The following is a 25647-nucleotide window of genomic DNA, read 5'->3' on the forward strand; positions in this document are numbered from 1 at the left end:
TGGAGCGGCGTCACTTGCCCGCCACCAGGTCACCGATGGCCGTCACCAGGGTCGAGGTGGACACCTGACCGAGCACTCGTCCGGCAATTCCGCCGCTGGGGTCGACGAGCAGGGTCGAGGGGATGGCCTTGGGTGGCAGATCGGTCAGCTTCATCAACAGCGCACCGTCGGGGTCGTAGAAGCTGGGCCACGTGAGCCCGAACGAACGGACGAAGCTCTGCGCGGGCGCCCGGTCGAGGTCGCGGGTGTTGATGCCGATGAAGTCGGCGACGTCGGCGGTCTTCCTGGCCGCTTCGAGCAGGTGACCGGCCTCGGCCCGGCAGGGCGAGCACCACGACCCCCACACGTTGATCACCATTACCCGACCCTTGCGGCCCTGTGTGGTGAGCGCCAACTGGTCGAGGTCGTGCCCCGACAGCACGGGCAACTGCTTGCGTTGGCCCACCGCCACCCGGGTGAAGCTGCCGTCGCCCTGCGCGAAGCCGGTGTCGGAGCTCGCCGACGGATTCGAGGAGCACGCCACCAGGCCGAGCGAGGAGGCAGCGGCCAGACCGCTCAGCAGACCTCGACGCGACAGGGAGCGCGCGGCACCGGGCCGGGGCGCCCGGAGTGGTTCGACCATGGTCACGATCCCGAGCTGAAGCTCTTGCCGCGGTCCTTGGCCTTGACCAGGTCGCCCGCGGGCTCGGTGTACGAGACCCGGACGACGCGCCCCTCGCGCAGGTGCAGCGTGGTCACCGAGGCGACATTGCACTGGCGCTTGCGGGGGTCGTGCACCAGGCGGCGACCCTCGGCGTCGAGTCGTGCGATCCAGATCGGCAACTGGTGGCTGACCACGACCGCCTGTCCCGCCTCGCCGGCCGCGACCGCGGCCTCGGCCACCGCCTCGACCATGCGGTCGCGCACGTGGGTGAAGGGTTCACCCCAGCTGGGACGCAGTGGGTTGCGCAGCTTCCACCAGTTGGCGGGCTTGCGCAGTGCCTGGTTGCCAGCGCCGAAGACCTGCCCCTCGAAGTCGTTGACGGCCTCGATGACACCGGGCTCCGCGACCACCTCGAGTTCGGGGTGGGCAGCCGCGATCGGGGCGATCGTCTCGCGGGCACGCTCCAGCGGTGAACAGCGCAGCGCGGTCAGGGGGACGTCGGCGAACCACTCCCCGAGCCGGTCGGCCATGGCTCGTCCATTGTCGGAGAGGTGGAAATCGGGCAGGCGCCCGTACAACACACCGGTCGGGTTGAACACCTCGCCGTGGCGCACCAGGTGCACCAGTGTGTCCGTGGGCGGAGCCACCTTCACTGCTGTCGCCGTCCCTTCTGGTCGATGGCGTGCCGGGCTGCGGCTGCGGCCGCCGGCAGTGCCCCCACGATACGTGCCACCGCCGAATCGTCATGAGCAGCGCTCAGGAACCAGCACTCGTAGCCGCTGGGGGGCAGGTAGACCCCTTGGTCGAGCATGGAATGGAAGAACGCGGCGAAGGCCTCGGACGACTGTTCGCCGGCCTGGACGTGGTTGGTGACGGGCCGCTCGGTGCCCACCTCACCGTCGAACAGGAAGACCGAGAACATCGACCCGGCCGAGTTGATGGTGTGCTGCACCCCCGCCGCGGTCAGGGCCTGTGAGGCTGCGGCACGCAGGGTGTCGGCGGTGCGGTCGAGGTGCTGGTAGACCTCGTCGGTGGCCAGCCGCAGGGTGGTCGCACCGGCGGCGCAGGCCACTGGGTTGCCCGACAGGGTGCCCGCCTGGTAGACGCCACCGACCGGGGAGAGGTGGGCCATCACGTCGGCTCGGCCCCCGAACGCAGCGGCCGGGAATCCGCCACCCATCACCTTGCCGAAGGTCATCAGGTCGGGCACCACGTGGTCGAGGCCGTACTGGCCCTGGCTGCTCACCCGGAAGCCGGTCATCACCTCGTCGGAGATGAACAGCGCACCGTTGGCGCGGGCGACCCGGGCGAGGAAGGCGTTGAAGGGCTCCGGGCTGCCATCGGGTCCGGGAGCGGTCGACGGGGGCAGGCAGCCGGTGTTGCCGGGAGCCGCCTCGGTGATCACGGCGGCGACCTGGCCCGGGTGGGCCGCGAACGCTGCCTCGACCCCGGCGCGGTCGTTGTAGGTGACCACGATGGTGTCGTGGGTCGTGGCCTCGGTGACCCCGGGGGACGAGGGCACGGTCTGGTCGCCGGCCTCTCGCAGGGTCAGCAGACCCGAACCCGCCTGCACCAGCAGGGAGTCGACGTGACCGTGGTAGCAGCCGGCGAACTTGATGATCTTGGCCCGGCCGGTCACGCCCCGGGCGAGCCGGAGCACGCTCATGGTGGCCTCGGTGCCCGAGTTCACCAGGCGCACCTGTTCGACGGGGGTGCGTTCGACGATCAGTTCGGCCAACTCCACCTCCGCCCGGGTGGGGGCGCCGAAGCTCGTGCCGTGCGCGGCGGCCCGTCCGACGGCGGCCAACACCTCGGGGTGGGCGTGGCCGAGCAGCATCGGCCCCCAGGAGCAGACGAGGTCGACGAGGCGGTTGCCGTCCTCATCGGTGACGTAGGCACCCTTCGCGGAGGCCATGAAGCGCGGGGTGCCACCGACGGAGCGGAAGGCCCGCACGGGCGAGTTCACCCCGCCCGGGATGACACGCTGGGCACGGGCGAAGAGTTCGGCCGAGGTGGAGTCGATCATGGTGGTGTCCCTTCGGGTCAGCGGTGGTTGCGGTGCCAGTACTGCTCGGCCCACTCCAGCGCCCAGTAGCTGAGCACGGCGTCCGCCCCGGCGCGAACGATCGACAGCAGGGTCTCGTCGATGGCGCGACCACGGTCGAGCCACCCGTTCCGGGCGGCGGCCTCGACCATGGCGTACTCCCCCGACACGTTGTAGGCGGCCACCGGCCCCTCGACGGAGTCGCGCACCCTGGCCAGCACGTCGAGGTAGGGCAGGGCCGGCTTGACCATGATCATGTCGGCCCCCTCGGCGATGTCGGCGAAGACCTCGCGCAGGGCCTCCCGGGTGTTCGCGGGGTCCTGCTGGTAGGTGAGCCGGTCGCCGGTCAGGGACGACGAGACCGCTTCCCGGAAGGGCCCGTAGAAGGCGCTGGCGAACTTCGCCGCGTAGGCGAGGATGATGGTGTCGGTGTGCCCGCTGGCCTCAAGGGCCTGCCGGATCGCGCCGACCTGGCCGTCCATCATGCCGCTGGGAGCGACGACGTGGGCACCGGCCTCGGCGTGCAGGGTGGCCATCGCCGCGTAGATCTGCACCGTGGAGTCGTTGTCGACCACCCCGGCGCGGTCGAGAACACCGCAGTGGCCGTGGTCGGTGAACTCGTCGAGACAGACGTCGGTCATCACCAGGGTCTGGTCGCCGACCTCCGCTCGGACGGCCCTGACCGCCCGGGTGAGGATGCCGTTCTCGTCCACAGCCCCGCTGCCCCGGGCGTCCTTGTGTTCGGGCACGCCGAACAGCATCACCCCGGCCAGGCCGGCCGCTGCCGCCCGCTCCGCGGTGGCCTTGAGCGAGTCGAGGGTGTGCTGCACCACTCCCGGCATCGAGGAGATGGGCCGGTCGTCGGTGATGCCCTCGGCGACGAATACCGGGAGGATCAGCTGCGCAGGATGCACCCGGTGCTCGCGCACCATGCCTCGCACCACCGGGTTGCTGCGCAGGCGCCGCGGACGATGGGCCAGTTCGAGGGCGAACTGGTGGGGATCGGTGAACTGGTCAGCGGGCACAGGAGGACGGCCAATCGGTGGGGTGCGGTCGGGCGGAAGGGGGTCAGGAATTCTCCTGGAGCCTCCGCAGGGCCGCGGGTTGACGCCCGCGGCGGGGCTTCAGGGAGGGTCGGACGTTGGGCTTGCCCTTGGCAGCCAGTTGGTCACGGCGCTCCTCGGCGAACCGGGCCAGCGCGTCGGCCAACTCGATGGCACTGGGGTGCTCGGCCTGCACGTCCACCCGCAGTCCGTGCTCGCGACAGGTGGCGGCGGTCTGCGGGCCGATGACGGCGATCACGCTGGCATTGTGCGGCTTGCCGGCGATGCCGACCAAATTGCGGACGGTCGATGACGAGGTGAAGACCACGGCGTCGAACTGTCCCGTCTTGATCATCTCGCGGGTGTCCAGCGGCGGCGGGGCGGCCCGCACGGTGCGGTAGGCGACCACGTCCTCGACCTCCCAGCCCAGGTCGACCAGACCGTGGGCGAGGGCGTCGGTGGCGATGTCGGCCTTGGGCACCAGCACCCGGTTGATCGGGTCGAAGAGTTCGTCGAACGCGGGGAACTCCGCAGCGAGCCCGGCGGCTGACTGGTCCTCGACGGGCAGCAGGTCGGCCTTGAGCCCCCACTGGAGCAGCGCCTCGGCCGTGGCGGGACCCACGGCGGCCAACCGCAGCCCGGAGAAGACACGGGCGTCCAGTCCCCACGAGATGACCTTCTCGCGCAGGGCTCGGACGGCGTTGGCCGAGGTGAACGCGATCCACTGGTAGCGGCCCTCGACGATGCCCTGCACCGCCTTGTCCATCTGCTGGGGGGTGCGCGGCGGTTCGACGGCGATGGTGGGAACCAGGTGGGTGTCGGCGCCGTAGGTGGCCAGCCGACGTACCAGCGGGCCGGCCTGGTCCTGGGTGCGGGGAACGAGCACCTTCCAGCCGAACAAGGGCTTCGACTCGAACCAGTCGAGTTGGGCACGTTCCTGGCCGCCGGCCGATCGTCCGATCACCACCACCACGGTGGTGTCGTCGGCGACGGCGAGCGCCGTCACGGTGGCGGCGATGCTGCCCACCGTCGTGCCCCGGCTGGTCTGCGAGGTGGATCCTGCCCGCACGGTGACGAGGGCTGGCTCGTCGGCGCTGGGCCTGGAGGCGAGGGCGATGCGCTCCACCTCGGGCATGTGGGAGGCGGCACCGATCACCACGAGGGTTCCCTCGGGGGCCCAGTGGGAGTCCTCGTCGACCTGGTCGTGCAGCGTGATCAGCTGGACCTGGGCATCGGAGAGCGAGACACCGGCGAACTCCGCCATCGCTGTCTTGCGGGGGATCCCGGGGATGACGTCGATGTCGTAGCCGGCCTTGGTGCACTCGCGGGCCAGCGCGGTGGCCCGGGCGTCCATCAGGGGGTCCCCGTCGACCATCACGGCCACCAAGCCGTCGTCCACCACGTGGTCGAGCAGGGTTGATCCCTCGGCCATCAGGGTGACGGAGGCGTCCCCGAGATCGAGGTCGCGCAGCAGTTCACGCTGTTCCTCGTGGGCGAGGAGCACCGTGTCGGCTCGCTGCAACACCTCCACGGCAGCCAGCGTCAGCAACGCGGGCACCCCGGGCCCGGCGCCGACGAAGGCGATTCGTCCGCGATGCATGCCCATCACCTCACCTCCGTGAGTCCTGTGAGGGGCCTTCGAGTACCCCCGGACGAGACCCATCCAACCGCGACAACACCGTTTCGGCCAAGTCCTGACCGAGGTGACGATGCCGGGTCGAGTCGCGCCAGGGTGCCCGTCCCTGCAGTCGGACGAGGCCTCCGTTGTCGGCCACGCAGACCTGCAGCTCGAGTTCTTCGCCATCGACGTGCGCCCACGCCCCCACCGGCGCCAGACAACCTGCCTCCAGCGTGGCGAGGAACTCGCGTTCGGCGGTGACCGCCGCCCGCGTGGCAGGGTCGTCGAGATCGGCGAGCAGCCGGCGGATCCGTTCGTCCGACTCGCGACACTCCACCCCCAGGGCGCCCTGCCCCGGGGCCGGCAGCACCTGGTCGAGGCCGAGTTCGGTCAGCCGCACCGTGGCTCCCGACGTGGTGCCCAGGTCGGCGGGCAGCGGGCCTTCGGCCGGCACCTTGCCCAACCGGGCCAGACCAGCCCGCGCCAGGACGGTCGCATGCACGGCCGGCTGCCCCGTCGCCGGTGCGTGGTCGTCGTCGACGGTGACGAGGTTGAGTCGGGTGTCGACATTGCCGCGCACCGACACGAAGGTCGGGGCGATTCCCCGGTCGGCCGCCAGGGCGGCCAGTTGGGCCTGCCGACGGGGTGACCCGGTGCCGACGACGGTGGCGTCGTCCCACTCGTCGATCGGACGACCCACGAGCACGTCGTTGACCCGTTCACGGGTCGGGGTGGCGGCCACCACCAGGCCGGGGTGGGGGGCCACCGGTAGGTCCTTCAGCGAGTGCACCGCCAGGTCGATGGAGCCGTCCAGCAGCCGGGCACGCACGGCGGCGGCGAACACTCCCGTGCCACCGATCTCGGTGAGGGCTCGGCGGTCGGTGTCGCCCTCCGAGGTGATGCCGACGAGGGTGACCTCGTGTCCTCGGCCGCGCAGCAGCCCGGCGATGTACTCGGCCTGCACCACGGCCAGCGGGGAACGACGGGCACCCAGGTGGATCATGACAGCTGCTCCGCGATCGGGTCGGTGAGGCCCAGGCGCGGTGAGGCCACGATCAGCGCCGCATGGGTGTCACAGTGCTCGGGGGCGGCGGCGTCGGGGTCGGCCACCTCGTCGAGGTCGAGCCGGAAGAGGCGGCGCAACATGTCGGCGTAGTCGGTGGCCACATCGGTGCCGGCCAGTTGGCGGGCTTCGACGGAGGGTGCGTGCACCAGCTTCTCGGCCACCCGCTGCAGGGCCTGGGAGACCTCGTCGAGTTGGCGCTCCGACAGGGGTTGCCCAGCCGACTGGCTGCGCCGCACGAGTCTGGCCCGTTCGGCCTCGACCACCTGGTCGGCCATGGCCCGCAGGGCGACGACGGCCGGAGTGACCGCCTTGGACCGGTCGGCGCGCAACTGGTCGGCGACCTCCTCGGCCACCAGGGCGCGGGCGGCGGCCACCTCGGTGTCGTGGCTGTGATCGCCCTCCGAGGCTGCTGCCAGGGTGGTGAGGTTCACCAGGGTGGTGTGCTCGGCCACCGCGTCGTCGACGTCGGCTGGCAGTGCGAGGTCGATGATCACGTCGGGACGATGCTCGAGCCCGGCCAACAGGCGGGGATCGATCAGGCTGTGGGCGGCCCCGGTGCAGGTGATGACGACCTCGGCCCAGCCCAGCAGCTCCGGCAGGTCGGACAGGTTCGCCGCGCGTCCCCCGACCTCGCCGGCCAGCCGGTCGGCCTTCTGCCGGGTGCGGTTGATGCAGACCAGGTCCGCGCGCCGGGCATGCATCCCTCGGGCGGTGAGCCCCGCCATCTGGCCGGCGCCGATCACGAGCGTGCGCCGGCGGTCGAGCGAGATGCCCTGTGCCTGCGCCAGGTCGAGGGCCGCGGTGAACACGGATCGTCCGGCGTGACCGATCGCGGTCTCGGACTGCACCCGCTTGCCCACCCGCAGGGCGTTCTGGAAAAGCGAGTTGAGTTCGCGGCCGACCGCGTGGCGGCGTTGGCCCCGCAGCAGCGCCTCGCGTACCTGTCCGATGACCTGGCTCTCCCCGACCACGAGTGATTCCAGTCCCGCGACCAGGTTGAAGACGTGGTGCACAGCCGCCTCGTCCCATGCGACGTCGCAGATCTCGCCGAGCGACTCGCGATCGAGGCCGGTCTGGGAGCCCAGGGCGTCGGCGATGGCGTCGAGGCCAGTGTGGAAGCGGTCACTGATCAGGTGCACCTCGGTCCGGTTGCACGTCGACAGCACCAGGGCCTCGCTGATCCCGGGGTTGGTCAGCAGGCGGGCCTGCACCAGGTCGGCGGCGCGGCCGTCGAGCGCGACCTGCTCGACGGTCGAGATGGGGGCGGTGCGGTGCGAGATCGACAGTGTCAACAGGTTCACTGTTGCTCCTCCTCAGCACGGTGCACCAAGGCGCTGGTGAGATCACCTGGGGTGAGCCTCCAGCGGGCGATGATGCGGCCGTCGACGATCACCACGGGTACCTCGGTGGTGAAACGATCGCGGGTTTCGCGGTCGTCATCGATGGTGACTCGGGCATGGCCGACACCCAAGTCGGTGACCACCTGCCGGACGACCTGTTCGGCCTCATCGCACAGGTGGCAGCCCTCCCGTGTCAGCAGGACGACGCGATGGTCGCGGCTGGCGGCCAGCACGGGGGCGGGCAGGGGCGCCTCATGGGCGAGCGCCCCGGTGGTGGGTGGTTCCGGGTGGGTCCGGTCGGGGGTTGACGAGAGAGCCCCGGGAACTCCAGAACCCGCACCCACCGAGGTGGGCGCGGGGCCAGCTTCGCGGGAGCGGTCAGCGCCGAGGAGTCGGCGCCACCAACCCACAGCCGTCGCCCCCGGCGTCGATCACTTGCCGGCGCGACGACGCTGGATGCGCGTCTTCTTCAGCAGCTTGCGGTGCTTCTTCTTCGCCATGCGCTTGCGACGCTTCTTGATGACAGAACCCACGTCAGGCCTTTCAATGAAATGTTGGGGCGGATCCCGTCGCAGCAGCGACAGGGTCCGGACACACCGGGACACGGCCCGGCGCAGACACGTCACTGTACCCGCACGACTCTGCTGCGGGGAAATCGACACCATGCGGCAGACTGAACCCCGTGAGCCTTCCCGACCTCCCTCACCACCCCGTCTGGACGCAGTTCCGGATCGATCCCCGCCAGGCCCCGCAGATGCGGCTGGCCGACCGTGATCGTGATGTCGCCCGCGAGGTGCTGGCCAGTGGTTACGCGGACGGCCAGCTGAACCACGAGGAGTACCTGCAGCGCCTCGACCAGGCCAGCGTCGCGAGCACCTTCGGCGAGCTGATGCCCCTGGTCGGCGACCTGACGATGGTCTCGTCGGGCCCACAGACGAGGTCGTCCGAACCGGTGTTCGCGGAGCCGCAGGCGACCGGGCGGCGTCGAGGGCTCGACGTGGCGGTGGACGTGGTGGCGATGGTGGGCGCCGGCGTGGTCGGGATCAACGTGGCGATCTGGGCGTTGGTCGCGCTCAACCTGGGGTCGAACTGGGTGCACCTCTACTTCTGGCCGGTCTGGGTTGCCCTGGCCATGGCCATCCCGGTGGCGGTGTTGCTGATGGTGCGCGGTGCCACCGACACCGAGCAGGACCAGGTCAACCGGGAGCACCACCGCGCTCGCCGACGGAGCCTGCGGGCCAGACGGCGCCAGCGCCGTCGCGAGTTGGGACGCCGCTGAGACAGGGAGCGAGCCCTCGGGTGGGCTCGCCTTCGGGGCGTGGTCGAATCTGCCCGGCTTCGGCGCACCTGCCCCCCTTCGGGACAGGCTGCCCCCCTATCGCGCATCTGCCCTATCCCTGTCCGGTGGCAACTGCTCCCAATCAGGGCAACTGGTGCGGAACGAGGGCAACTGCTGAGGAACGAGGGCAAGGCGAGCGGCCAGGCGCCCGGTCGGGTCGTCCGGCACGTGGCGCCCGGCCGTCGCCCTCAGTGCTGGTCGCGGAGGTTCTCGGCGAGGGCCTGACTGCGGTTGCGGGCGGCCTCCATGGCGGTCATGAACGCGGCGCGCACCTTGTGGTCCTCGAGCTCGCGGATGGCCGCGGCGGTCGTCCCACCTGGAGAGGTCACCTGCTCGCGCAGCACTGTCGGGTGGGTGCCCGAGTCGCGCAGCAGGGTTGCCGAGCCGAGCATGGTCTGCACCACGAGTTCGGTCGAGACGTCGCGCGGCAGGCCGAGGTGCACACCGGCCTCGATCATGGCCTCCACCACGAAGAACAGGTAGGCCGGGCCCGATCCCGAGATGGCGGTGACGGCGTCCTGGTACTTCTCGGGGACGACGATCGCCTTGCCGACTGCCCGCATCAGGTCGACAGCGCGCCCGACGTGCTCGGCCGAGGCGTGCACCCCACCCGAGATGGCCGCCATCCCCTCGCCGACCATGGCCGGGGTGTTCGGCATCACGCGGACGACGGGGGCGCCCTCGGGCAGCTTCGACTCGACCAGGTCGGTGGTGACCCCGGCGGCGACCGTGATCACCAGTGCATCGGGGGCCAGCACCGGACGGATCTCGAGCAGCAACTCCGGCAGGTCCTGCGGCTTGACGACGAGGACGACGGTGTCGGCGCCCCTCACCGCCTCGGTGTTCTCGAGGCAGACGATGCCGTAGCGGGACGACAGTTCCGACCGTCGGGCGGCGCGGCGATCCGTGCCGACGATGGTGGAACGGTCCCAACCTGCGTCGATGAGCCCGGACAGGATCGTCTCGCCCATCACACCGACGCCCAGGATGGCCAGACGCTGCGGACGGGCCGGGGTCACCTCGTCCGAGGAGGTCACGAGCGGGCCACCAACTCGGCGATCTGGATGGCGTTCAAGGCCGCGCCCTTGCGCAGGTTGTCGTTCGAGACGAACAGGACGAGCCCCTTGCCGTCGGGCACCGACTGGTCGACCCGGATGCGTCCCACGAAGCTGGGATCGGCGCCGGCGGCCTGGCGGGGGGTGGGGACGTCGCTGAGTTCGACCCCGGGGGCCTCCGCCAACAGCGCGCGGGCCTCGTCCGGGGTGATCGGCTTCGAGAACTCGGCGTGGATGGCGAGGCTGTGTCCCGAGAACACGGGCACCCGCACACAGGTGCCGGCGACGGCCAGGTTCGGCACGTGCAGGATCTTGCGTGACTCGTTGCGGAGCTTCTGCTCCTCGTCGGTCTCCTCGGAACCGTCGTCGACGAGCGCCCCTGCCAGCGGCACCACGTTGTGGGCGATGGGCTTCACGTAGGGGGAGGTGTCGCCATCGGCGAAGACCGTTCCGTCGTGGGCGAGTCGCTCGGGATTGGGGGTGTTCGCGATCTGGCGGGCCAGCGCGTCGACTCCCTTCACACCCGAACCCGAGACGGCTTGGTAGGTGGCGACCACCAGCCGGGTGAGTCCGGCCTTGTCGTGCAGCGGACGAAGCACCGGCATCGCGGCCATGGTGGTGCAGTTGGGGTTGGCGATGATCCCCTTGGGGCGCTGGGAGATGTCCTCGGGGTTCACCTCGCTGACCACCAGCGGCACCTCGGGGTCCATCCGCCACGCGGACGAGTTGTCGACCACGACGGCGCCCGCGGCCGCAACCTTGGGTGCCAGTTCGAGGGAGGTTCCCTTGCCCGCGGAGAAGAGGGCGATGTCGAGGCCGGCGAAGTCCGCGGTGGCGGCGTCCTCGACGGTCACCTGCTTGTCACCGAACTCGATCACCGTGCCCGCCGAGCGGGCCGAGGCGAAGAACCGCACCTCGTCCAGCGGGAACTGGCGCTCCAACAACAGGGTTCGCATGACTCCACCGACCTGGCCGGTGGCTCCGAAGACTCCAACTCGCATGGGGTGATTCTACGGGCGGGCCGCCCGACCGCCCGGCCGGTCCCGCGGGCTGGGTCGGTCAGCGGGGGCTCACCTCTTCGTCCACGTGCACCGACGCGACTCGAAGTACTTGTCGCTCTTCGCGATCGTCACGATCGCGGGGCCGTTGCCATTGGCCACGATCGCCTCGAGATCGCCGCTCGCATTGCTCAACCTGGCCCAGTAGCAGGTCGAGCCGGTCCCCCGGTAGGTGCCGGCCTGGAGGTCCACCCCGATCTCGTAGATCCCGTCCTCCTCGATGGCAGCGGCTGGCGGTGCAGGTTTCGCCGTCACGGTGGTCTTGACGGTTCTGGTCGTCTCAACGGTCGCGGTGGCCGTGACGGTGGCACCGGGCGCACCCGGCTGGGTCACGGCCTTCGTCGCGGTCACCGTGGTGGTGGCGGTCGTCGTGGGCCCGGCAGCCGCAACCCCGGACGAGGAACCGCCCCCGCCGGCGGAGGCACCCACCGCCAGCCCCACCACGCCGGCCGCCACTGCGACGGCGAACCTCGACGTGTACCAGTGCCCGGGACGCTTCACCGGAACGGGCGGGGCAACCCAGGCGGGTGCAGGATTCTGAGGACCCCAGACGGGCCCATTCTGTTGTGACATTGACATTCCCCCATCGTGCGCATTCCGCAGGCTCTGATCGTGCACCATTCATCATTGAATGGTGACAGCAGAAATGTTACGCACGATGGCGGGTCAGCAATAGACCGATTGACCACAAATGTTGAATTCTTCGCTGGAATTGATGTGCGGGGAGCATTGCGGTCGGCTTTGGTTCGGCCATGGATTTTCGACACGGCCCCTTCGTTCCCCACCCGACCAACCGGAGGCCACTCCCCCACCCAGCCGCCGACGGGGTGCAGACTGGATCCATGGTGCAGCTCAGCGCAGTCCTCGGCGACATCACCACCCAGACCACCGACGCGATCGTCAACGCCGCCAACCGAGCCATGCGTGGCGGAGGAGGCGTCGACGGAGCCATCCATCGCGCGGGCGGGCCGTCCATCCTGGCGGAGTGCATCGAGCAGTTCCCCCACGGCCTCGCCACCGGTGACGCGGGGGCCACGAGCGCCGGACGCATGCCCGCCCGCTGGGTGATCCACACCGTCGGCCCCAACCACGCGGCCGGCGAGACCGACCGCACGCTGTTGGAATCCTGCTACCGGCGTTGCCTCGAGGTGGCCGACGAACTGGGGGCGCGCTCCATCGCCTTCCCCTTGGTCAGCGCAGGGATCTACGGGTGGCCCTTGGACGATGCCATCGCCGTGGCCGTGGAGACCATCTCGTCGAACCCGACCAGGGTGGAGCGGGCGCTCATCGTCGCCCGCGACCCGGAAACCCTGGCGCGGGTGGAGCGCCACCTGACGTGACGCCCACCCGATCGCCGGTCAGGGGCTGGTCTCGCCCCCGTTGACGTGCAGGGTCGAACCGACGACGTAACTCGACTCGGCCGATGCCAGGTAAACATAGGCGGGGGCCAGTTCGGCGGGTTGCCCGGCCCTGCCCAGAGGAGTCTTCTGACCGAACTTCGGCACTGCTTGCGGCGGCTGTCCGCCCGAGACCTGCAGCGGCGTCCAGATCGGCCCGGGGGCAACGGCATTCACCCGAATTCCCTTGGGTGCCAATTGGGCGGCCAGGCCCTTGGTGAAATTGTTGATCGCGGCCTTGGTGGTCGCGTAGTCGAGCAGATGAGGGCTGGGGTCATAGGCCTGGATCGAGGTGGTGTTGATGATGGAGGCGCCTTCCGACAGGTGCGGGAGGGCCTCCTGGGTGATCCAGAACATGGCATAGACATTGGTGCGCAGCGTCTTGTCGAACTGGTCGCTGGTCAGCTCGGAGAGGTCCTCGCAGGACTGCTGGTAGCCGGCGTTGTTGACCAGGATGTCGAGACCGCCCAGGGCGCTGACCGCATCGCGGACGAGTCCACGCGCTGGCTCCTCGAAGCTGATGTCGGCCGGCAGCAGCACGGCCTTGCGCCCGGTCTGCTCGATCAGGGCAGCCACCTCTTCGGCATCGTCCTGCTCCGAGGGGACGTAGTTGAGGGCCACGTCTGCACCCTCGCGGGCGAAGGCGATGGCGACTGCTCGTCCGATCCCGGAGTCGGCACCCGTGATCAAGGCCTTGCGCCCCAGCAACCTGCCACTGCCGCGGTAGGTGGACTCACCGTGGTCCGCCTTGGGGTCCAGTTTGTGGTCGAATCCCGGCCATTCATGGGTCTGCTCGGGGAATTCACCCGAGTGGTACTGGGTACGCGGGTCGGGAAGGTCGGGGGTGGTGGGCTGATCAGGCACGGTGGTCTCCTCGAAGTGGGGTGGTCCGGCTGTTCTTCTCCTCCACCCTAGGCACGCGAACCACCCGGGCACACCCCCCAATGGGCGCAATCACAGCCAGCTGACTCGTCCGGCGAGGAAGGAGTAGCCCACGAAACTGGCGACGTCGAGCAGGGTGTGCGCGATGACCAGCGGCCAGATGCGCCTGACCTTGACGAAGAAGACCCCGAAGATCAGCCCCATCACCAGGTTGCCGACGAATCCGCCGAAGCCCTGGTAGAGGTGGTAGGCCCCTCGGATCAGGGCCGAGCAGGCCACCACCACCCACGTGCGCCAGCCGGCCTGCAGCCACCGGGTCACCAGGTAGCCGATCATGACGACTTCCTCGAGCACCCCGTTCATCGCGGCGGCCAGCACCAGCACCGGCACCGTCCACCAGTTCTCGCCCAGGTTGGCCGCCTGCACGGTGGTGTTGATCCCCAGGGCGCGTGCACCCAGGTAGAGGCCGAGCCCCGGGATTCCGATGCCAGCGGCCACACCCACTCCCCACACGAGGTCCCGTCCGACTCTCCTCGGAGAGGTACCCAGCGCCGCGGCGACGCCGCCTCGGGGGACGAACCGGCTGGCCAGCAGGTGGACGGCCAACAACGCGGGCACGATGCCGAAGCCGACATTGGCCAGTTGGTAGGCGAGGTCCAACCACGGACGATCAGGGGTGGCCGAGGTGTTGAGCTGGGAGGTCTGCTGTGCCAGCGGCACCGCCCGGGTGAGGCGCTCGATGATGCTGAGCACGGAGTAGACCGCCGACTGCCCCAGCGAGATGGCGAGCACGATCGCGGTCTCGACCAGCAGGGTGCGTCGGCGCCGATTGGTGGCCAGAACCTCGAGGACCGGGACACCGGTCACGGTGGTCAGCGCCGTCCGATCAACTGGCGTGCGAACAACGACACCGTGGCGGGCTTCTCGGCCACCCGTCGGGTGAAGTAGCCGTACCAGTCCGTGCCGTAGGGCAGGTAGACCCGGCACTGGTGACCGATGTCGACCAGTCTGCGCTGCTCGATCGGGCGCACACCGAACAACATCTGGAACTCGAACGACCCCGGGTCACGGCCGAGTTTGCGGGCCAGCGCCACCCCGATCTCGACCAGCCGCGGGTCATGGGTGGCGATCATCGGATGTCCGGGACCCTCCATCAGTACCCGGAGGCACCTGGCATAGGAGAGGTCGATCTCGTGGCGCGACTGCAGGGCGACACCGGCGGGCTCGGAGTAGGCGCCCTTGCACAGTCGTACCCGCGACTCTTCGGTCGCCAGGGCTCGACAGTCGGACTCGGTGCGCCGGAGGTAGGCCTGCAGCACGGCACCCGTCGAGGGGAAGTCCTGCCGCAGTCGCTCGACGACGGCGAGTGTGGCATCGGTGGTGGTGTGGTCCTCCATGTCGACCGTCACGGTCGCGCCGATCCCGGCAGCGGCCTCGCAGATGCGGCGGGTGAAGTCGTGGGCAAGCTGCTCACCGGCGCGCCCCAGCTGCAGTCCCACGGCCGACAACTTGACCGAGACGTCGACCTGGTCGGCCCATGGCTCCTGCGCCACCAGGGCCAGCAGGTCGAGATAGCCCTGGGTGCACTCGGCTGCCTCGTCCTCGTCGGTCGCGTTCTCGCCCAACCGGTCGAAGGTCACCTGCAGACCCTTGCTGGTCAGGTCGTCGGCCACGGCGACCACCTCGGGAGCGGTCCGTCCGGCCACGAACCTGGACACCAACTCATCGGTTCCCGGGGCGGACTCGACACGTGAGCGCACCCTCGGGTCGTTGGCCATGCGCAGCAGGCTTCGTCGCAGCATTGCTCTCCCTCACAAGCGGGGACGCCCACCCCGGGTCGTCGCCCGGTCCGTCCGGCGTCGGTCGTCAGTGTTTCACGCCACCGGAGCGGCTGAGGTCGAAGTGGGGACCATCGGTGAAGGGCAGGTCACCTGCCACCAGGTCGTGCGGAGCCGTCTGCTCCTCTTCGTGGGCGTGGCGCGTCTCCGTCTCGGTGGTCTCCGACACCGGCTCGCCCAGACGCTCGCGCATCGCGATCAAGGAGTCGCCGAGCCTGGCCTCTCGTCCCGCCCGGCCACCGGAGCGTCGCGAGTTGACCTCGAGCACGATGTCACCGGTGAACCCGGCCAGCCGCAGGTCGTCCAGGAGTTCGAGGGATTCCTGGGTTCCCTCCCCCGGGAAGAGGTGGTCGTCCTTGATGGAGCCGACCCCGTCGGTGAGGTGCACATGGTGCAACCGGTCACCCCACTGGGCGGCCAGGTCGCGCGAGCGCATCTGCGCCGTCGAGGCGTGGGAGCAGTCGAGCACCAGGTGGTTGTAGGGCAGCTCGCTGGGGTCGTAGGCCGGCAGGTAGGCCTGGAACGGACGTGCGAACGAGCGCCACGGGTACATGTTCTCGACCGCGAAGGTGACCCCGGGGAACTCGTGGTTCAGCCGGGCGATGCCCTTCACGAAGCCGGTGGCGTAGGTCTTCTGCCACCTGAAGGGCGGGTGGACGACGACGGTGGTCGCCCCCAGCCGCTCCGCGGCTTTACCGGAGCGCTGCAGTTTCGTCCAGGGGTCGCGCCCCCAGGTCTTCTGGGTCACCAGCAGGCATGGTGCATGCACCGAGGTGACGGGAACCTGGTGGGTGTCACGCAGCCGCTCGACGGCGTCGACGTCCGCGGCGAGCGGGTCGATGCCCACCATCAGTTCGATGCCGTCGAAACCGAGTGCAGCGGCGACCTCGAAGCCCGCTTCGACGCCGTCGGGATAGACGGATGTGGTGGACAACACCACCTTGGACTGGCTTGCTGGAGTGCCATTCACCCGTGCCACGCTACTCCCAGCGCGACACTCACGGACCCGAATCCCCACTGCTGTGGCGCCGCTGGACGGCTTGGAGGGGGCCGGTTTCACGTTTGTCGGCGGGTCGGTCCATGATGATCCCATGCACGTCGACCACTTGATCTTTGCCTGCGGACCCGAGGGGCTGCATGCCCGCGTCGAACAGCTCAGTGAGGTGCTGGGCGAGAAGTTCAAGGACGGTGGCTTCCATCCCCGTTTTGGCACCCGTAACCACATCCTGCCGTTGACCGACGGTCGCTACCTCGAGGTGGTCGAGGTGCTCGACCACCCGGCCAGCGAGAAGGCCGTCTTCGGCCAGGCCGTGCGCGCCCGCTCCGAGATGGGCGGTGGCTGGCTCGGCTGGGTCATCAGCGTTGACGACCTCGCACCCTACGAACAACGCCTCGACCGCAAGGCCGTGCCGGGATCGCGTCACTTCCCGGACGGTCGCCTGCTCGAGTGGGAGCAGATCGGCATCAAGGGCCTGATGGCCGACCCGCAGCTGCCCTACTTCCTGAAGTGGCAGTCGACCCCCGACCTGTTGCCGAGCGCCCTGCAGGGCGACATCGCGCTGCGTGGTCTGGAACTCGCCGGCTCCAAGGATCGAGTCGACGAGTGGATCGGCGAGGAACTCGGCTCCGATCTCGACGGGGTGAACCTGAACTTCACCAGTGAGAATGGCCAGCCCGGTATCCAGTCGGTGACCTTCGAGGTGCCCGGCAAGGGACTCGTCCGCATCTGAGGTCCGCGGTGGCCGATCAACCACCGACGCTGAATTGTCGGCGCCCTCCCCTACAGTCATCGGCATGGCCAAGGCGAAGACCCAGGACGCGTTCCAGTGCACCGAGTGCGGCTGGACGAGCGTGCGCTGGGTGGGTCGATGCGGCGAGTGCCAGGCCTGGGGTTCGGTGGCCGAGCGTGGCGCCCCGAAACTGCAACAGGTCACCAGCAGCGTGCCTGCGACCAAGGCCATCCGGATCTCCCAGGTGCCCGCCGGCCAGGCCGACCGGCAACTGACCGGCATCGGTGAACTCGACCGGGTGCTCGGCGGCGGGTTGGTGCCGGGAGTCGTCGTCCTGCTCGCCGGCGAGCCCGGGGTGGGCAAGTCCACCCTGCTGCTGGAGGTGGCCGCGAAGTGGGCCCGCGGTGAAGCAGCCACGGCAGGCGATGGTCGGGCCGGTCGTCCCACCCTCTATGTGACGGGCGAGGAGTCAGCCGCCCAGGTGCGGTTGCGGGCCACCCGCACCGACGCCCTGGCCGACGACCTCTACCTGGCGGCCGAGACCGACCTGGGCACCGTCCTGGGTCACATCGAAGAGGTGGAACCCAGCCTTCTGGTGGTCGACTCGGTGCAGACCATCGGCACGGCCGAGGCCGACGGTTCGCCCGGCGGCATCACCCAGGTCCGTGAGGTGACGGGCGCCCTGGTGCGGGTCGCCAAACGGCGGGGGATGGCTGTCGTGATCATCGGGCACGTCACCAAGGACGGGAGCATCGCCGGACCCCGACTGCTCGAGCACCTGGTCGACGTGGTGCTGGCCTTCGAGGGCGACCGACACTCCGGTTTCCGGATGGTGCGGGCCGCCAAGAACCGCTACGGGCCTGCCGACGAGGTGGGCTGCTTCGAGATGTCCGAGACCGGCATCAACGAGGTCACCGACCCCTCGGGGCTGTTCACCAGCCACCACACCGAACCCGTGCCCGGCACCTGCGTCACGGTCACGGTCGAGGGCCGTCGACCGCTGCTCGCCGAGGTGCAGGCGCTGGTGGCACCCTCCCCGTACCAGACCTCTCCGCGCCGGACGACCTCGGGCATCGAGTCCTCGCGGGTGGCGATGATCCTGGCGGTGCTCGAACGCAAGGCCAGGGTGCCCCTCTCCCAGCACGACGTCTACGTGTCCACCGTGGGCGGGGCCCGGGTCGGCGACCCCTCGGTCGACCTTGCGGTGGCGATTGCGGTGGCCTCCGCGGCGGTCGACCGGAACTTCCCGCAACGGGTGGTGGCCTTGGGTGAGATCGGTCTCGCCGGCGACCTGCGCCGGGTGCCGGGGCTGGAACGCCGCGTCGGCGAGGCCGCCCGGTTGGGGTTCGAACTGGCGATCGTCCCGGCCAACTCCCGCGATTCGTCCCAGAAGATCCCGCGCATGCACGGGCTCAAGGTGGTCGAGTGCGCCACCTTGGCCGACGCGTTGGGGGTGCTCGATCTTCGCCGCAGCGGTTCGGATTCGTCCGACTACAGTGGTCGCCGTGGCTGACGACACCCGCCTGCGCAAGTACCAGGCCCTCCTGGCACCGGGCAGCGCGATGCGTGACGGGTTGGAACGCATCCTGCACGGGCGAACCGGTGCCCTGATCGTGCTGGGCAACGGTCGGAGCGTGTTGAACGCATCGTCGGGCGGGTTCGAGATCGACGTCGACTTCACTCCCCAGGCGCTGCGGGAACTGTCGAAGCTCGACGGCGGCATCATCATGTCGACCGATCTCGACCGCATCGTCCGGGCCGGGGTGCACTTCGTGCCCGAGGGATCCCTGCCCACGGCAGAGACCGGCACCCGGCACCGCTCGGCCGACCGGATGGCACAACAGACCGGCGTCCCGGTGGTGACGGTGTCGGCATCGATGTCGACGATCGCCCTGTTCATGGACGGCCAGCGGCACCCGGTCGAACGGCCCGAGCAGATCATCAGCCGCGCCTCGCAGGCGCTGGCGGCCCATGCCTCCTACCGTCAGCGGCTCAACGAACTGACCGCCCAACTGACCTCGCTGGAGGTCGCTGACCAGGTGACCGTGCGCGACGTCACCCTGGTGGCCCAACGACTCGCCATGCTGCGGCGGCTGGGAACCGAACTGTCGGGGTACGTGACCGCCCTGGGTATCGAGGGACGCCTGCTCGAACTGCAGGTTCGCGAACAGAACCAGGGTCTGGACGAGTTGGCCGATGCCCTCGCCGAGGACTATCGGCCAGCCGAGAGCGACGCCCCGTTCGGGTGGGCGGGGCTGGGAGCGCTGCACACCGACGGACTGTTCGACGTGCTGGAGGTGGCGCGAGTGTTCGGTTTCAGCGCCGACCAACTCGACACCGGCGTCACGCCTCGCGGGTACCGCCAGGTGCAGGCGATCCCACGACTGCCCCAGTCCGTGGTGCACCGCGTGGTCGAGCACTTCGGCTCGCTGCAGGCCATCATCGGTGCCACCATCCCCGATCTGCTCGAGGTCGACGGCATCGGCGACCAACGGGCCAGACTCATCCGCGAGGGTGTGCTCAGGATCGCAGAACACGCCCTGCAGGACTCCCGCCGGGGCTGACGGGGTCAGCCCAGGTAGAGCACCGTCCGGTAGCTGGCGCTCTGGCTGCCGAGGGTGGCCTTCGCCCAGTAGGTGCCGCCACGCAACTGCTGCTTGACCAGTGAGCATCCCGAACTGGACCGTTGGGTCGTCCACGTGATCGGGAAGACCCGCTCGGCACCGGCCTTGATGCGCAGGGTGCCGTGCGGACCCCAGGTCGCACAGTCAGCGGTCGTCCAGATCTTGTCGGTGCCCGAAGTGATGGCCAGGGTGATCGGCTGTCCGGCCAGGGGGACCGCGCAGTCGGCTTCCGAGGTGTTGACCACCCGGATGCGATAGGTGGTCGTCGCACCCGACTTCACCTGGCGTGCTCCGGCCAAGGCGACCCGCAGGTCGTCGACGGAACAGGTCGGCCTGATCGGGGTGGGGTTGGTCGGCGTTGGCTGGGAGGTCGGCTTCGCACTGGGGCTGGCGGAGGTGCCGGCGGGCCCGGGTGTGGAACTGCGGGCGGCAGCGGGGCTGACACTCGCGGCGCTGGTGGTGGGCTCCGCACCCGAAGCCGTGGCGGACGTGCGGGTCGCTGACCGGCTCGCGGTCGTGGCGGAGGAGACAGGCGCGTTGGCCCGGATCGTGGCCGAGGAGTCCCCTCGTCCGGCGATGACGTCGACCACACGGACGGCCAACGCCAGCACCACCAGGGCAACCACCACGGCGAGGCCACGTCGGAGCCAGTAGGTCCGCGACGACTCCGGCCCTTGGGGGTGAAGCCATGGGTTCATGACCGCATGCTAGGCAGCCGACCCGTGCGAGGTGTCAGTACACGCCGAGCCGCAGCCAGCCGACTAGGCTTTTCACGATGGACGAGCCCCCACCACAGCCCGCCGACCCCGATCTCGTGGTCGACATCGTGCTGCATTGGTACACCGAGCACCGGCGCGACCTGCCGTGGCGGAGCGCCGAGCGCACCCCGTGGGGCGTGCTGGTCAGCGAGGTGATGCTGCAGCAGACGCCGGTCGTGCGGGTCCTGCCGGTCTGGCTGGAGTGGATGGCCCGCTGGCCCGAACCCGCCGACCTGGCCTCGGACCCCAGTTCATCGGCCGTGGCGGCCTGGGGACGACTCGGCTACCCCCGCCGAGCCCTGCGGCTGCACGCGGCTGCCACCGCCATCGCCACCGACCACGAGGGACGGGTTCCCCCAGACCTGGCCACCCTGCGCACGCTCCCCGGTGTCGGCGAGTACACCGCCGCCGCGGTGGCCTCGTTCGCGTTCGGACAGCGCGCCGTGGTGCTCGACACCAACGTGCGCCGGGTGTTGGCGCGGCTCGCCGGTGGGGTGGAGTTCCCCGCCGACCACCTCACCCGTGCCGAACGCGACCTCGCGGCCGCCTGGACCCCGGACGACCCGCGGGTCGCGTCCACCTGGGCCGTCGCGGCGATGGAACTGGGAGCGCTGGTCTGCACCGCGAAGGCCCCCGCCTGCGATCGCTGCCCCGTGAGTTCGTCCTGCCGCTGGTTCCTGGCTGGCCGGCCAGCCCACCAGGGCAAACCGCGCCGCGGTCAGGCCTGGCACGGCACCGATCGGCAGTGCCGTGGGGTGATGCTGGCCGAACTGCGCGAGAGTCCTCGTCCGCTCGGCACCGACGAGTTGCTGGCCCTGTGGACCCGCGATGCCGACCAGGCCCGGCGCTGCCTGGACTCGCTGGCGGCCGACGGGTTGGCCCGACGGGGCGTCGACGGCTGGACCCTGTGACCGGTCGTGACGCCTGAGATGCGGGGTCGGCGCCGAACCTGACCGCCAGGTGTCGCCCGCGTGACAGTTCCGGGACACCCGACCCACCTTCGGTGAACCCTCGGCGAACCTTGCCCACGGAAATCGTTTGTCGTCTTGTCGCGCCCATGGGGGGTTGGTGGACTCACCGAGGACTCGCCACCGGGTGGGTCCGGAAGGTTGCCCCTCGATGACTGTCGCTGCACCCGCACCGACCACCGCCCACAAGCGGCCGTATTTCGCCAGCCCGCGCAATCGCCGCGACGCGTTGATCTTCACCATGATGGCTCTGCCCAATGTGGCGCTGATCGCAGCCTTCACCTACCGCCCGCTGATCGTGAACCTGCAGTACTCCACTCTCGACTGGCAGCTGGGCTCCCGCACGGCCACGGTGATCGGCCTCAACAACTACGTCGAGTGGTTCACCAGTGGGGACGCTGCCCTGGTGCTGCGCACCACCGGCCTGTTCGCCCTGGCCACGGTCGGCGGTTCGATGCTGCTGGGCCTGCTGGTGGCCCTCGCCCTCAACACGGCCGTGCCGGGACGAACCTTCGCGCGGGCCACCGTCTTCGCCCCCTACGTGCTCTCGGGTGTCGGGGTCGGCCTGATCTGGTCGTTCATCTTCGACCCCACCTATGGCGTGCTGTCGTTCTACCTGCGCGGGATGGGGCTGAGCAGCCCGCAGTGGTTCTCCGACCCCGGCTTGTCGCTGGTGATGGTGATCATCGTCTACGTCTGGAAGAACCTCGGCTACTGCGCCGTCGTCTACCTCGCCGGGCTGCAGTCGATGCCCTCCGACGTGATGGAGGCCGCGTCCATCGACGGTGCCTCGGGATGGTCACGGTTCCGCCACATGACCCTGCCGCTGCTGGGCCCCACCACCCTGTTCCTGACGATCACCACGATCCTCAACTCCCTGCAGGCCTTCGACCTGATCAAGATCATGACCCCCGCCTCGGACGGCACCCGCGTGCTCATCTACGAGGCCTACCTGCAGGCCTTCGGCGCCTACCAACGGGCCGGTTACTCCGCTGCCATCTCCGTGATCCTGTTCGTCATCCTGCTGGCGCTCACCGTCATCCAGCTCGCCTGGGTCGAGAAGAAGGTGCACTACGCATGACCAGCACCCCCGTCGTCGACCGTCGCGCGCTGGTCGAGCAACCACTCCCCGGCATGTGGACGCGGAAGAACCTCGTCGCCACCCTGCTCGGTGGTGCCCTGCCGCTGCTGCTGGCCACCCTCGTGGTCGCCCTGCCGCTGCTCTACATGGTGTTGTCGAGCTTCAAGACGGTGCACGAGATCGTCACCCTCACGCCGAAACTGCTGCCCGACCACTGGGCGTTCACCAACTACTCCGAGGCGATGCGCAACGTCCCCTTCGGGCGCATCTTCCTGAACTCGGTGATGTTGACCACGGTCGGGTCGTCCATCAAGGTCGTGCTCGCCCTGCTCACCGCCTACGCACTGGTGTTCGTGCGATTCCCGTTCAAGAACGTGATCTTCGTGCTGGTGCTGGTCGCCCTGATGGTGCCCAGCCAGGTCTCGATCCTGCCGAACTACGTGCTGATCGCCTCCATGGGGGGCGAGAACACCTACTGGGGAATCCTGCTCCCGGGGCTCGGCACCGCCTTCGGTACCTTCCTGCTGCGCCAGCACTTCAAGACCCTGCCCACCAGCATGCTCGAGGCCGCCGAGGTGGACGGTGCAGGTCACTGGCGAAGGCTGTGGCAGATCGTTGTCCCCGTGTCGGGGCCCAGCATCGCCACCGTGGCGCTCGTCACCATCGTCAGCGAGTGGAACGAGTACATCTGGCCGCTGATCATCACGACCGACCCCAACAAGATGACCCTCCCGGTCGGACTGACTCTGCTCGCCTCGAACGAGTCCGGACCGCAGGGCTGGGGCGTGATGATGGCCGGCTCGGTGCTGGTGATCCTGCCCGTGCTGGTCGTCTTCTCGATGCTGCAGCGCTACATCGTCGCGGGCCTCACCCAGGGCTCCCTCTCCAACTGAGCCCACCCACCACCCACAAACCCACCCCTGCACCAACCACGTGAGTCAAACCATCGAAAGGTCCGTCATGTCCCTCCCCGAGTTTGCGAACCTCAACCGTCGCGGCTTCATCGGCCTCGCCGGTGCTGCCGCCGGAGTCACCGCGCTGGCCGCGTGCGGTGGCCCCTCGACCTCGGGCGGCGCCTCGGCGTCGTCGTCGAGCGAGTCGGTCGACTGGAAGTCGGTCAAGCCGGCCAAGGAGATCCAGTTCTGGTCGAACCACCCAGGCAAGTCCAAGGACGTCGAGACCGCGATCGTGAACGCGTTCAACTCCTCGCAGTCCGAGACCAAGGTCAGCCTGGTCACGGCGGGTGCCTCCTACGAAGAGGTCGCCCAGAAGTTCCAGACCGCCCAGACCGGCGGTCAGCTGCCGGGCGTGATCCTGCAGTCGGACGTCTGGTGGTTCCGCAACATGATCAACGAGCTGATCATCCCCCTCGACGACCTGATGAAGGCCATTGAGTTCGACGCCACCGACTACCAGGACTCGCTGGTCAAGGACTACCAGTACGGCGACAAGCAGTGGGGCGTTCCCTACGCCCGCTCGACCCCGCTGTTCTACTACAACGCCGAGATGTTCAAGGCTGCCCGCGTGCAGGCCCCCAAGACCTGGCAGGAACTCGAGGAGATGTCGACCAAGATCAAGTCGGCCAACTCGGGCATCCAGTCGGTCTACCAGCACCCGGCCCCCGCCGACTACGACTCCTGGACCCTGCAGAACAAGATCTGGGCCTGGGGCGGCGAGCTGTCGAAGGACTTCGACATCACCTGCAACAGCCAGGCCGTGATCGACGCCGTCACCTTCTCGAAGAACTCCGTCGGCACGTGGGCCGGGGTCTCGGCCAAGGATGCCACCGCCGACTTCTCGGCGAAGGCCGTCGCCTGCACCGTGGGTTCGACCGGTTCCCTGGTGGGCATCCTCGAGGCCGCCCAGTTCGAGGTCGGGGTCGCCTTCCTGCCCGGTGGCCCCAAGGCCACCGACCAGGTCTGCCCCACTGGTGGTGCCGGCCTCGGCATCCCGAAGAACCTCAAGCCCGAGCAGCAGTTGGCGGCCGCCAACTTCCTGAAGTTCATGGGCCAGCCCGAGAATGCCGCCAAGTTCGCGCAGGCCACCGGCTACATGCCTGTGCGCAAGTCGGCCGACATGTCGTCGGTCTTCAAGGAGCGTCCGCAGGCGCAGGAGGCCATCAAGCAGCTCGCGCACACCCGCGTGCAGGACACCGCCCGCGTGTTCCTGCCCGGCGGCGACCGTGAGATCGGCATGGCCAACTCCGACGTCATGACCGGCAAGGCTGAGCCGCAGGCTCGGTTCGACCAGCTCAAGACCACTCTCGAGGGCATCTACACCAAGGAGGTCAAGCCGAAGCTCGGCTGACCCGCTGGCGGTTCGGCGGTATGCTCTCCTCAGCAACACGGGAGTCCGGGGAACCGGACTGAGAGGAGGGCTGCCGCCCTCGACCGTCGAACCTGATCTGGGTCATGCCAGCGCAGGGAGATGATCTCGCCGCGCCGAAGGTCGGCGCCACCCGTGCCCTGATGAATCGGAGGCACACATGTCCAACCCCCACACCAATCCCATCACCCACCCCGACGACATCAACCCGGGCGCCACCCAGCCCCCGGCGGTGGACGAGACCACCCCGGTCACCCAGCGGGGCTGGCGGGTCGTCGACATCGTCGTCGCCGCCGTCCTCGGCGTGGCCATCGGGCTGGTCTTCTGGATCTGGAACTCCATCGGAGGGGCCCTCTTCGGCACCCTCGACGCGATCACGCCCGGAGTCGGCGGGCTGGTCGTCGGACCCTGGCTGCTCGGCGGTGTGCTGGGTGGCCTGATCATCCGCCGCCCCGGTGCCGCGCTGCTGGTCGAACTGGTCGCGGCCATCGTCAGCGCCGCCATCGGCAACCAGTGGGGCTGGTCGACCGTCGTCTCGGGCCTCTTCCAGGGTCTTGGCGCCGAACTGGTCTTCCTGGCCTTCCTCTACCGCCGCTTCACGCTGCCGGTTGCCGCCCTGGCCGGCGCGGCCGCTGGAGCCGGTGCCTGGCTCAACGAGTTCATCTTCTTCGGCAACCGAGCCAAGTCGGCTGTCTTCAACCTCACCTACCTGGGCTGCCTGCTGGTCTCGGGTGCCGTCCTCGCCGGCGCCCTCGGTTGGGCCCTCACCCGAGCCTTGGCGGCATCGGGTGCCCTGAACCGTTTCGCTGCCGGACGCGAGCACCGGGCGAGGGTCTGA

General features: G+C 69.3%; 27 protein-coding genes and 1 riboswitch. Of the genes, 10 read left to right on the plus strand and 17 right to left on the minus strand.

The annotated features are described in order from the left end of the window. Positions 1-10: 10 nt before the first annotated feature. The 9 genes from H507_RS0113015 to H507_RS17740 form a co-directional block, all read right to left on the minus strand. On the minus strand, positions 11-622 hold the full coding sequence (locus H507_RS0113015) for a TlpA family protein disulfide reductase (RefSeq protein WP_051139822.1): 612 nt from the start codon (positions 620-622) through the stop codon (positions 11-13). A 2-nt stretch (positions 623-624) separates the two neighbouring features. After that, positions 625-1296 carry a histidine phosphatase family protein gene (locus H507_RS0113020; protein WP_022911136.1) on the minus strand — a complete coding sequence of 224 codons (672 nt, stop codon included), beginning with the start codon at positions 1294-1296 and terminating at the stop codon, positions 625-627. Then, the gene (gene hemL / locus H507_RS0113025) at positions 1293-2669 is read right to left on the minus strand and encodes a glutamate-1-semialdehyde 2,1-aminomutase (RefSeq protein WP_022911137.1); all 1377 of its coding nucleotides are present in this window, start codon (positions 2667-2669) and stop codon (positions 1293-1295) included. Before hemL ends, H507_RS0113020 begins: the two co-directional genes overlap by 4 nt. A 17-nt stretch (positions 2670-2686) precedes the next feature. After that, positions 2687-3712, minus strand: a complete 1026-nt coding sequence (gene hemB, locus H507_RS0113030) for a porphobilinogen synthase (protein ID WP_022911138.1) — start codon at positions 3710-3712, stop codon at positions 2687-2689. 43 nt (positions 3713-3755) lie between these two features. Beyond that, positions 3756-5336: a uroporphyrinogen-III synthase gene (locus H507_RS0113035; protein WP_022911139.1), complete on the minus strand. Its 1581-nt coding sequence runs from the start codon at positions 5334-5336 to the stop codon at positions 3756-3758. A 4-nt stretch (positions 5337-5340) separates the two neighbouring features. Further along, positions 5341-6351, minus strand: a complete 1011-nt coding sequence (gene hemC, locus H507_RS16875; protein WP_022911140.1) for a hydroxymethylbilane synthase — start codon at positions 6349-6351, stop codon at positions 5341-5343. Further along, positions 6348-7715: a glutamyl-tRNA reductase gene (gene hemA, locus H507_RS16880; RefSeq protein ID WP_022911141.1), complete on the minus strand. Its 1368-nt coding sequence runs from the start codon at positions 7713-7715 to the stop codon at positions 6348-6350. The genes hemC and hemA overlap by 4 nt, the downstream gene beginning before the upstream one ends. Further along, positions 7712-7987: a glutaredoxin family protein gene (locus H507_RS0113050; protein ID WP_022911142.1), complete on the minus strand. Its 276-nt coding sequence runs from the start codon at positions 7985-7987 to the stop codon at positions 7712-7714. The genes hemA and H507_RS0113050 overlap by 4 nt, the downstream gene beginning before the upstream one ends. Before the next feature lie 198 nt (positions 7988-8185). Further along, the gene (locus tag H507_RS17740; RefSeq protein WP_002550589.1) at positions 8186-8287 is read right to left on the minus strand and encodes a 30S ribosomal protein bS22; all 102 of its coding nucleotides are present in this window, start codon (positions 8285-8287) and stop codon (positions 8186-8188) included. 149 nt (positions 8288-8436) lie between these two features. Between H507_RS17740 and H507_RS17490 the strand changes: the two genes are divergently transcribed. After that, entirely contained in the window at positions 8437-9033 is a 597-nt protein-coding gene (locus tag H507_RS17490; protein WP_022911144.1) for a DUF1707 SHOCT-like domain-containing protein, read from the plus strand. A 248-nt stretch (positions 9034-9281) separates the two neighbouring features. Here H507_RS17490 and proC read toward each other — a convergent pair whose 3' ends face one another. From proC to H507_RS17495, 3 genes are all read right to left on the minus strand, one after another. Continuing rightward, complete coding sequence (proC, locus tag H507_RS0113065) at positions 9282-10130, minus strand: pyrroline-5-carboxylate reductase (RefSeq protein ID WP_022911145.1); 849 nt, start codon at positions 10128-10130, stop codon at positions 9282-9284. Then, on the minus strand, positions 10127-11149 hold the full coding sequence (locus H507_RS0113070; RefSeq protein WP_022911146.1) for an aspartate-semialdehyde dehydrogenase: 1023 nt from the start codon (positions 11147-11149) through the stop codon (positions 10127-10129). Before H507_RS0113070 ends, proC begins: the two co-directional genes overlap by 4 nt. Before the next feature lie 69 nt (positions 11150-11218). Then, positions 11219-11707 carry an Rv1352/Rv1906c domain-containing protein gene (locus H507_RS17495; protein ID WP_051139823.1) on the minus strand — a complete coding sequence of 163 codons (489 nt, stop codon included), beginning with the start codon at positions 11705-11707 and terminating at the stop codon, positions 11219-11221. A 341-nt stretch (positions 11708-12048) separates the two neighbouring features. On the opposite strand from H507_RS17495, the gene H507_RS0113080 reads away from it, so the two are divergent. Continuing rightward, positions 12049-12546, plus strand: a complete 498-nt coding sequence (locus tag H507_RS0113080; protein ID WP_022911149.1) for an O-acetyl-ADP-ribose deacetylase — start codon at positions 12049-12051, stop codon at positions 12544-12546. Between the two features lie 18 nt (positions 12547-12564). Here H507_RS0113080 and H507_RS0113085 read toward each other — a convergent pair whose 3' ends face one another. The 4 genes from H507_RS0113085 to H507_RS16900 form a co-directional block, all read right to left on the minus strand. After that, positions 12565-13467 carry a glucose 1-dehydrogenase gene (locus tag H507_RS0113085; RefSeq protein WP_022911150.1) on the minus strand — a complete coding sequence of 301 codons (903 nt, stop codon included), beginning with the start codon at positions 13465-13467 and terminating at the stop codon, positions 12565-12567. A gap of 90 nt (positions 13468-13557) precedes the next feature. Next, on the minus strand, positions 13558-14361 hold the full coding sequence (locus H507_RS0113090) for a CPBP family intramembrane glutamic endopeptidase (RefSeq protein ID WP_084707860.1): 804 nt from the start codon (positions 14359-14361) through the stop codon (positions 13558-13560). Beyond that, positions 14358-15287 (minus strand): proline dehydrogenase family protein, encoded by a 930-nt coding sequence (locus H507_RS0113095; protein ID WP_022911152.1) that lies wholly within the window; start codon positions 15285-15287, stop codon positions 14358-14360. The genes H507_RS0113090 and H507_RS0113095 overlap by 4 nt, the downstream gene beginning before the upstream one ends. A gap of 64 nt (positions 15288-15351) precedes the next feature. Next, positions 15352-16260 carry a sugar phosphate isomerase/epimerase family protein gene (locus H507_RS16900; RefSeq protein WP_245558945.1) on the minus strand — a complete coding sequence of 303 codons (909 nt, stop codon included), beginning with the start codon at positions 16258-16260 and terminating at the stop codon, positions 15352-15354. A 154-nt stretch (positions 16261-16414) separates the two neighbouring features. Between H507_RS16900 and H507_RS0113105 the strand changes: the two genes are divergently transcribed. The 3 genes from H507_RS0113105 to disA all read left to right on the plus strand — a co-directional run bounded on the left by H507_RS0113105 (position 16415) and on the right by disA (position 19617). Then, on the plus strand, positions 16415-17053 hold the full coding sequence (locus H507_RS0113105) for a VOC family protein (protein ID WP_022911154.1): 639 nt from the start codon (positions 16415-16417) through the stop codon (positions 17051-17053). Between the two features lie 64 nt (positions 17054-17117). Beyond that, entirely contained in the window at positions 17118-18566 is a 1449-nt protein-coding gene (gene radA / locus H507_RS16905) for a DNA repair protein RadA (RefSeq protein WP_022911155.1), read from the plus strand. After that, positions 18559-19617: a DNA integrity scanning diadenylate cyclase DisA gene (disA, locus tag H507_RS0113115; RefSeq protein ID WP_281166945.1), complete on the plus strand. Its 1059-nt coding sequence runs from the start codon at positions 18559-18561 to the stop codon at positions 19615-19617. Before radA ends, disA begins: the two co-directional genes overlap by 8 nt. 5 nt (positions 19618-19622) lie before the next feature. On the opposite strand, the gene H507_RS0113120 is transcribed toward disA, so the two are convergent. Further along, positions 19623-20375 (minus strand): hypothetical protein, encoded by a 753-nt coding sequence (locus H507_RS0113120; protein WP_026378213.1) that lies wholly within the window; start codon positions 20373-20375, stop codon positions 19623-19625. A 77-nt stretch (positions 20376-20452) separates the two neighbouring features. Here H507_RS0113120 and H507_RS0113125 point away from each other — a divergent pair, with 77 nt between their 5' ends. The 5 genes from H507_RS0113125 to H507_RS0113145 all read left to right on the plus strand — a co-directional run bounded on the left by H507_RS0113125 (position 20453) and on the right by H507_RS0113145 (position 25647). Further along, on the plus strand, positions 20453-21346 hold the full coding sequence (locus H507_RS0113125; RefSeq protein WP_026378214.1) for an HhH-GPD family protein: 894 nt from the start codon (positions 20453-20455) through the stop codon (positions 21344-21346). A 208-nt stretch (positions 21347-21554) separates the two neighbouring features. Continuing rightward, on the plus strand, positions 21555-22484 hold the full coding sequence (locus tag H507_RS0113130) for a carbohydrate ABC transporter permease (protein ID WP_022911160.1): 930 nt from the start codon (positions 21555-21557) through the stop codon (positions 22482-22484). Further along, the gene (locus tag H507_RS0113135; RefSeq protein WP_022911161.1) at positions 22481-23377 is read left to right on the plus strand and encodes a carbohydrate ABC transporter permease; all 897 of its coding nucleotides are present in this window, start codon (positions 22481-22483) and stop codon (positions 23375-23377) included. The genes H507_RS0113130 and H507_RS0113135 overlap by 4 nt, the downstream gene beginning before the upstream one ends. Positions 23378-23444: 67 nt before the next feature. Next, the gene (locus tag H507_RS0113140; RefSeq protein WP_022911162.1) at positions 23445-24791 is read left to right on the plus strand and encodes an ABC transporter substrate-binding protein; all 1347 of its coding nucleotides are present in this window, start codon (positions 23445-23447) and stop codon (positions 24789-24791) included. Positions 24792-24818: 27 nt separating this feature from the next. Beyond that, positions 24819-24927, plus strand: a riboswitch (TPP riboswitch). Positions 24928-24969: 42 nt separating this feature from the next. After that, a complete protein-coding gene (locus H507_RS0113145; protein ID WP_022911163.1) occupies positions 24970-25647 on the plus strand; it encodes an ECF transporter S component in 678 nt (225 codons plus the stop codon).

Origin of the sequence: Aestuariimicrobium kwangyangense DSM 21549, from assembly GCF_000421525.1 — a bacterium.
Taxonomy (GTDB): domain Bacteria; phylum Actinomycetota; class Actinomycetes; order Propionibacteriales; family Propionibacteriaceae; genus Aestuariimicrobium; species Aestuariimicrobium kwangyangense.

What these genes read in the sequence shown, in the direction of transcription:
- H507_RS0113120 (WP_026378213.1), bottom strand. Translation starts at nt 20,375, where the DNA reads ATGAACCCATGGCTTCACCCCCAAGGGCCGGAGTCGTCGCGGACCTAC.
- H507_RS0113095 (WP_022911152.1), bottom strand. Translation starts at nt 15,287, where the DNA reads ATGCTGCGACGAAGCCTGCTGCGCATGGCCAACGACCCGAGGGTGCGC.
- H507_RS0113015 (WP_051139822.1), bottom strand. Translation starts at nt 622, where the DNA reads ATGGTCGAACCACTCCGGGCGCCCCGGCCCGGTGCCGCGCGCTCCCTG.
- hemC (WP_022911140.1), bottom strand. Translation starts at nt 6,351, where the DNA reads ATGATCCACCTGGGTGCCCGTCGTTCCCCGCTGGCCGTGGTGCAGGCC.
- H507_RS0113105 (WP_022911154.1), top strand. Translation starts at nt 16,415, where the DNA reads ATGCACGTCGACCACTTGATCTTTGCCTGCGGACCCGAGGGGCTGCAT.
- H507_RS0113125 (WP_026378214.1), top strand. Translation starts at nt 20,453, where the DNA reads ATGGACGAGCCCCCACCACAGCCCGCCGACCCCGATCTCGTGGTCGAC.
- H507_RS0113140 (WP_022911162.1), top strand. Translation starts at nt 23,445, where the DNA reads ATGTCCCTCCCCGAGTTTGCGAACCTCAACCGTCGCGGCTTCATCGGC.
- H507_RS0113130 (WP_022911160.1), top strand. Translation starts at nt 21,555, where the DNA reads ATGACTGTCGCTGCACCCGCACCGACCACCGCCCACAAGCGGCCGTAT.
- H507_RS0113080 (WP_022911149.1), top strand. Translation starts at nt 12,049, where the DNA reads ATGGTGCAGCTCAGCGCAGTCCTCGGCGACATCACCACCCAGACCACC.
- H507_RS0113035 (WP_022911139.1), bottom strand. Translation starts at nt 5,336, where the DNA reads ATGGGCATGCATCGCGGACGAATCGCCTTCGTCGGCGCCGGGCCCGGG.
- radA (WP_022911155.1), top strand. Translation starts at nt 17,118, where the DNA reads ATGGCCAAGGCGAAGACCCAGGACGCGTTCCAGTGCACCGAGTGCGGC.
- hemL (WP_022911137.1), bottom strand. Translation starts at nt 2,669, where the DNA reads ATGATCGACTCCACCTCGGCCGAACTCTTCGCCCGTGCCCAGCGTGTC.
- H507_RS0113145 (WP_022911163.1), top strand. Translation starts at nt 24,970, where the DNA reads ATGTCCAACCCCCACACCAATCCCATCACCCACCCCGACGACATCAAC.
- H507_RS0113070 (WP_022911146.1), bottom strand. Translation starts at nt 11,149, where the DNA reads ATGCGAGTTGGAGTCTTCGGAGCCACCGGCCAGGTCGGTGGAGTCATG.
- H507_RS0113135 (WP_022911161.1), top strand. Translation starts at nt 22,481, where the DNA reads ATGACCAGCACCCCCGTCGTCGACCGTCGCGCGCTGGTCGAGCAACCA.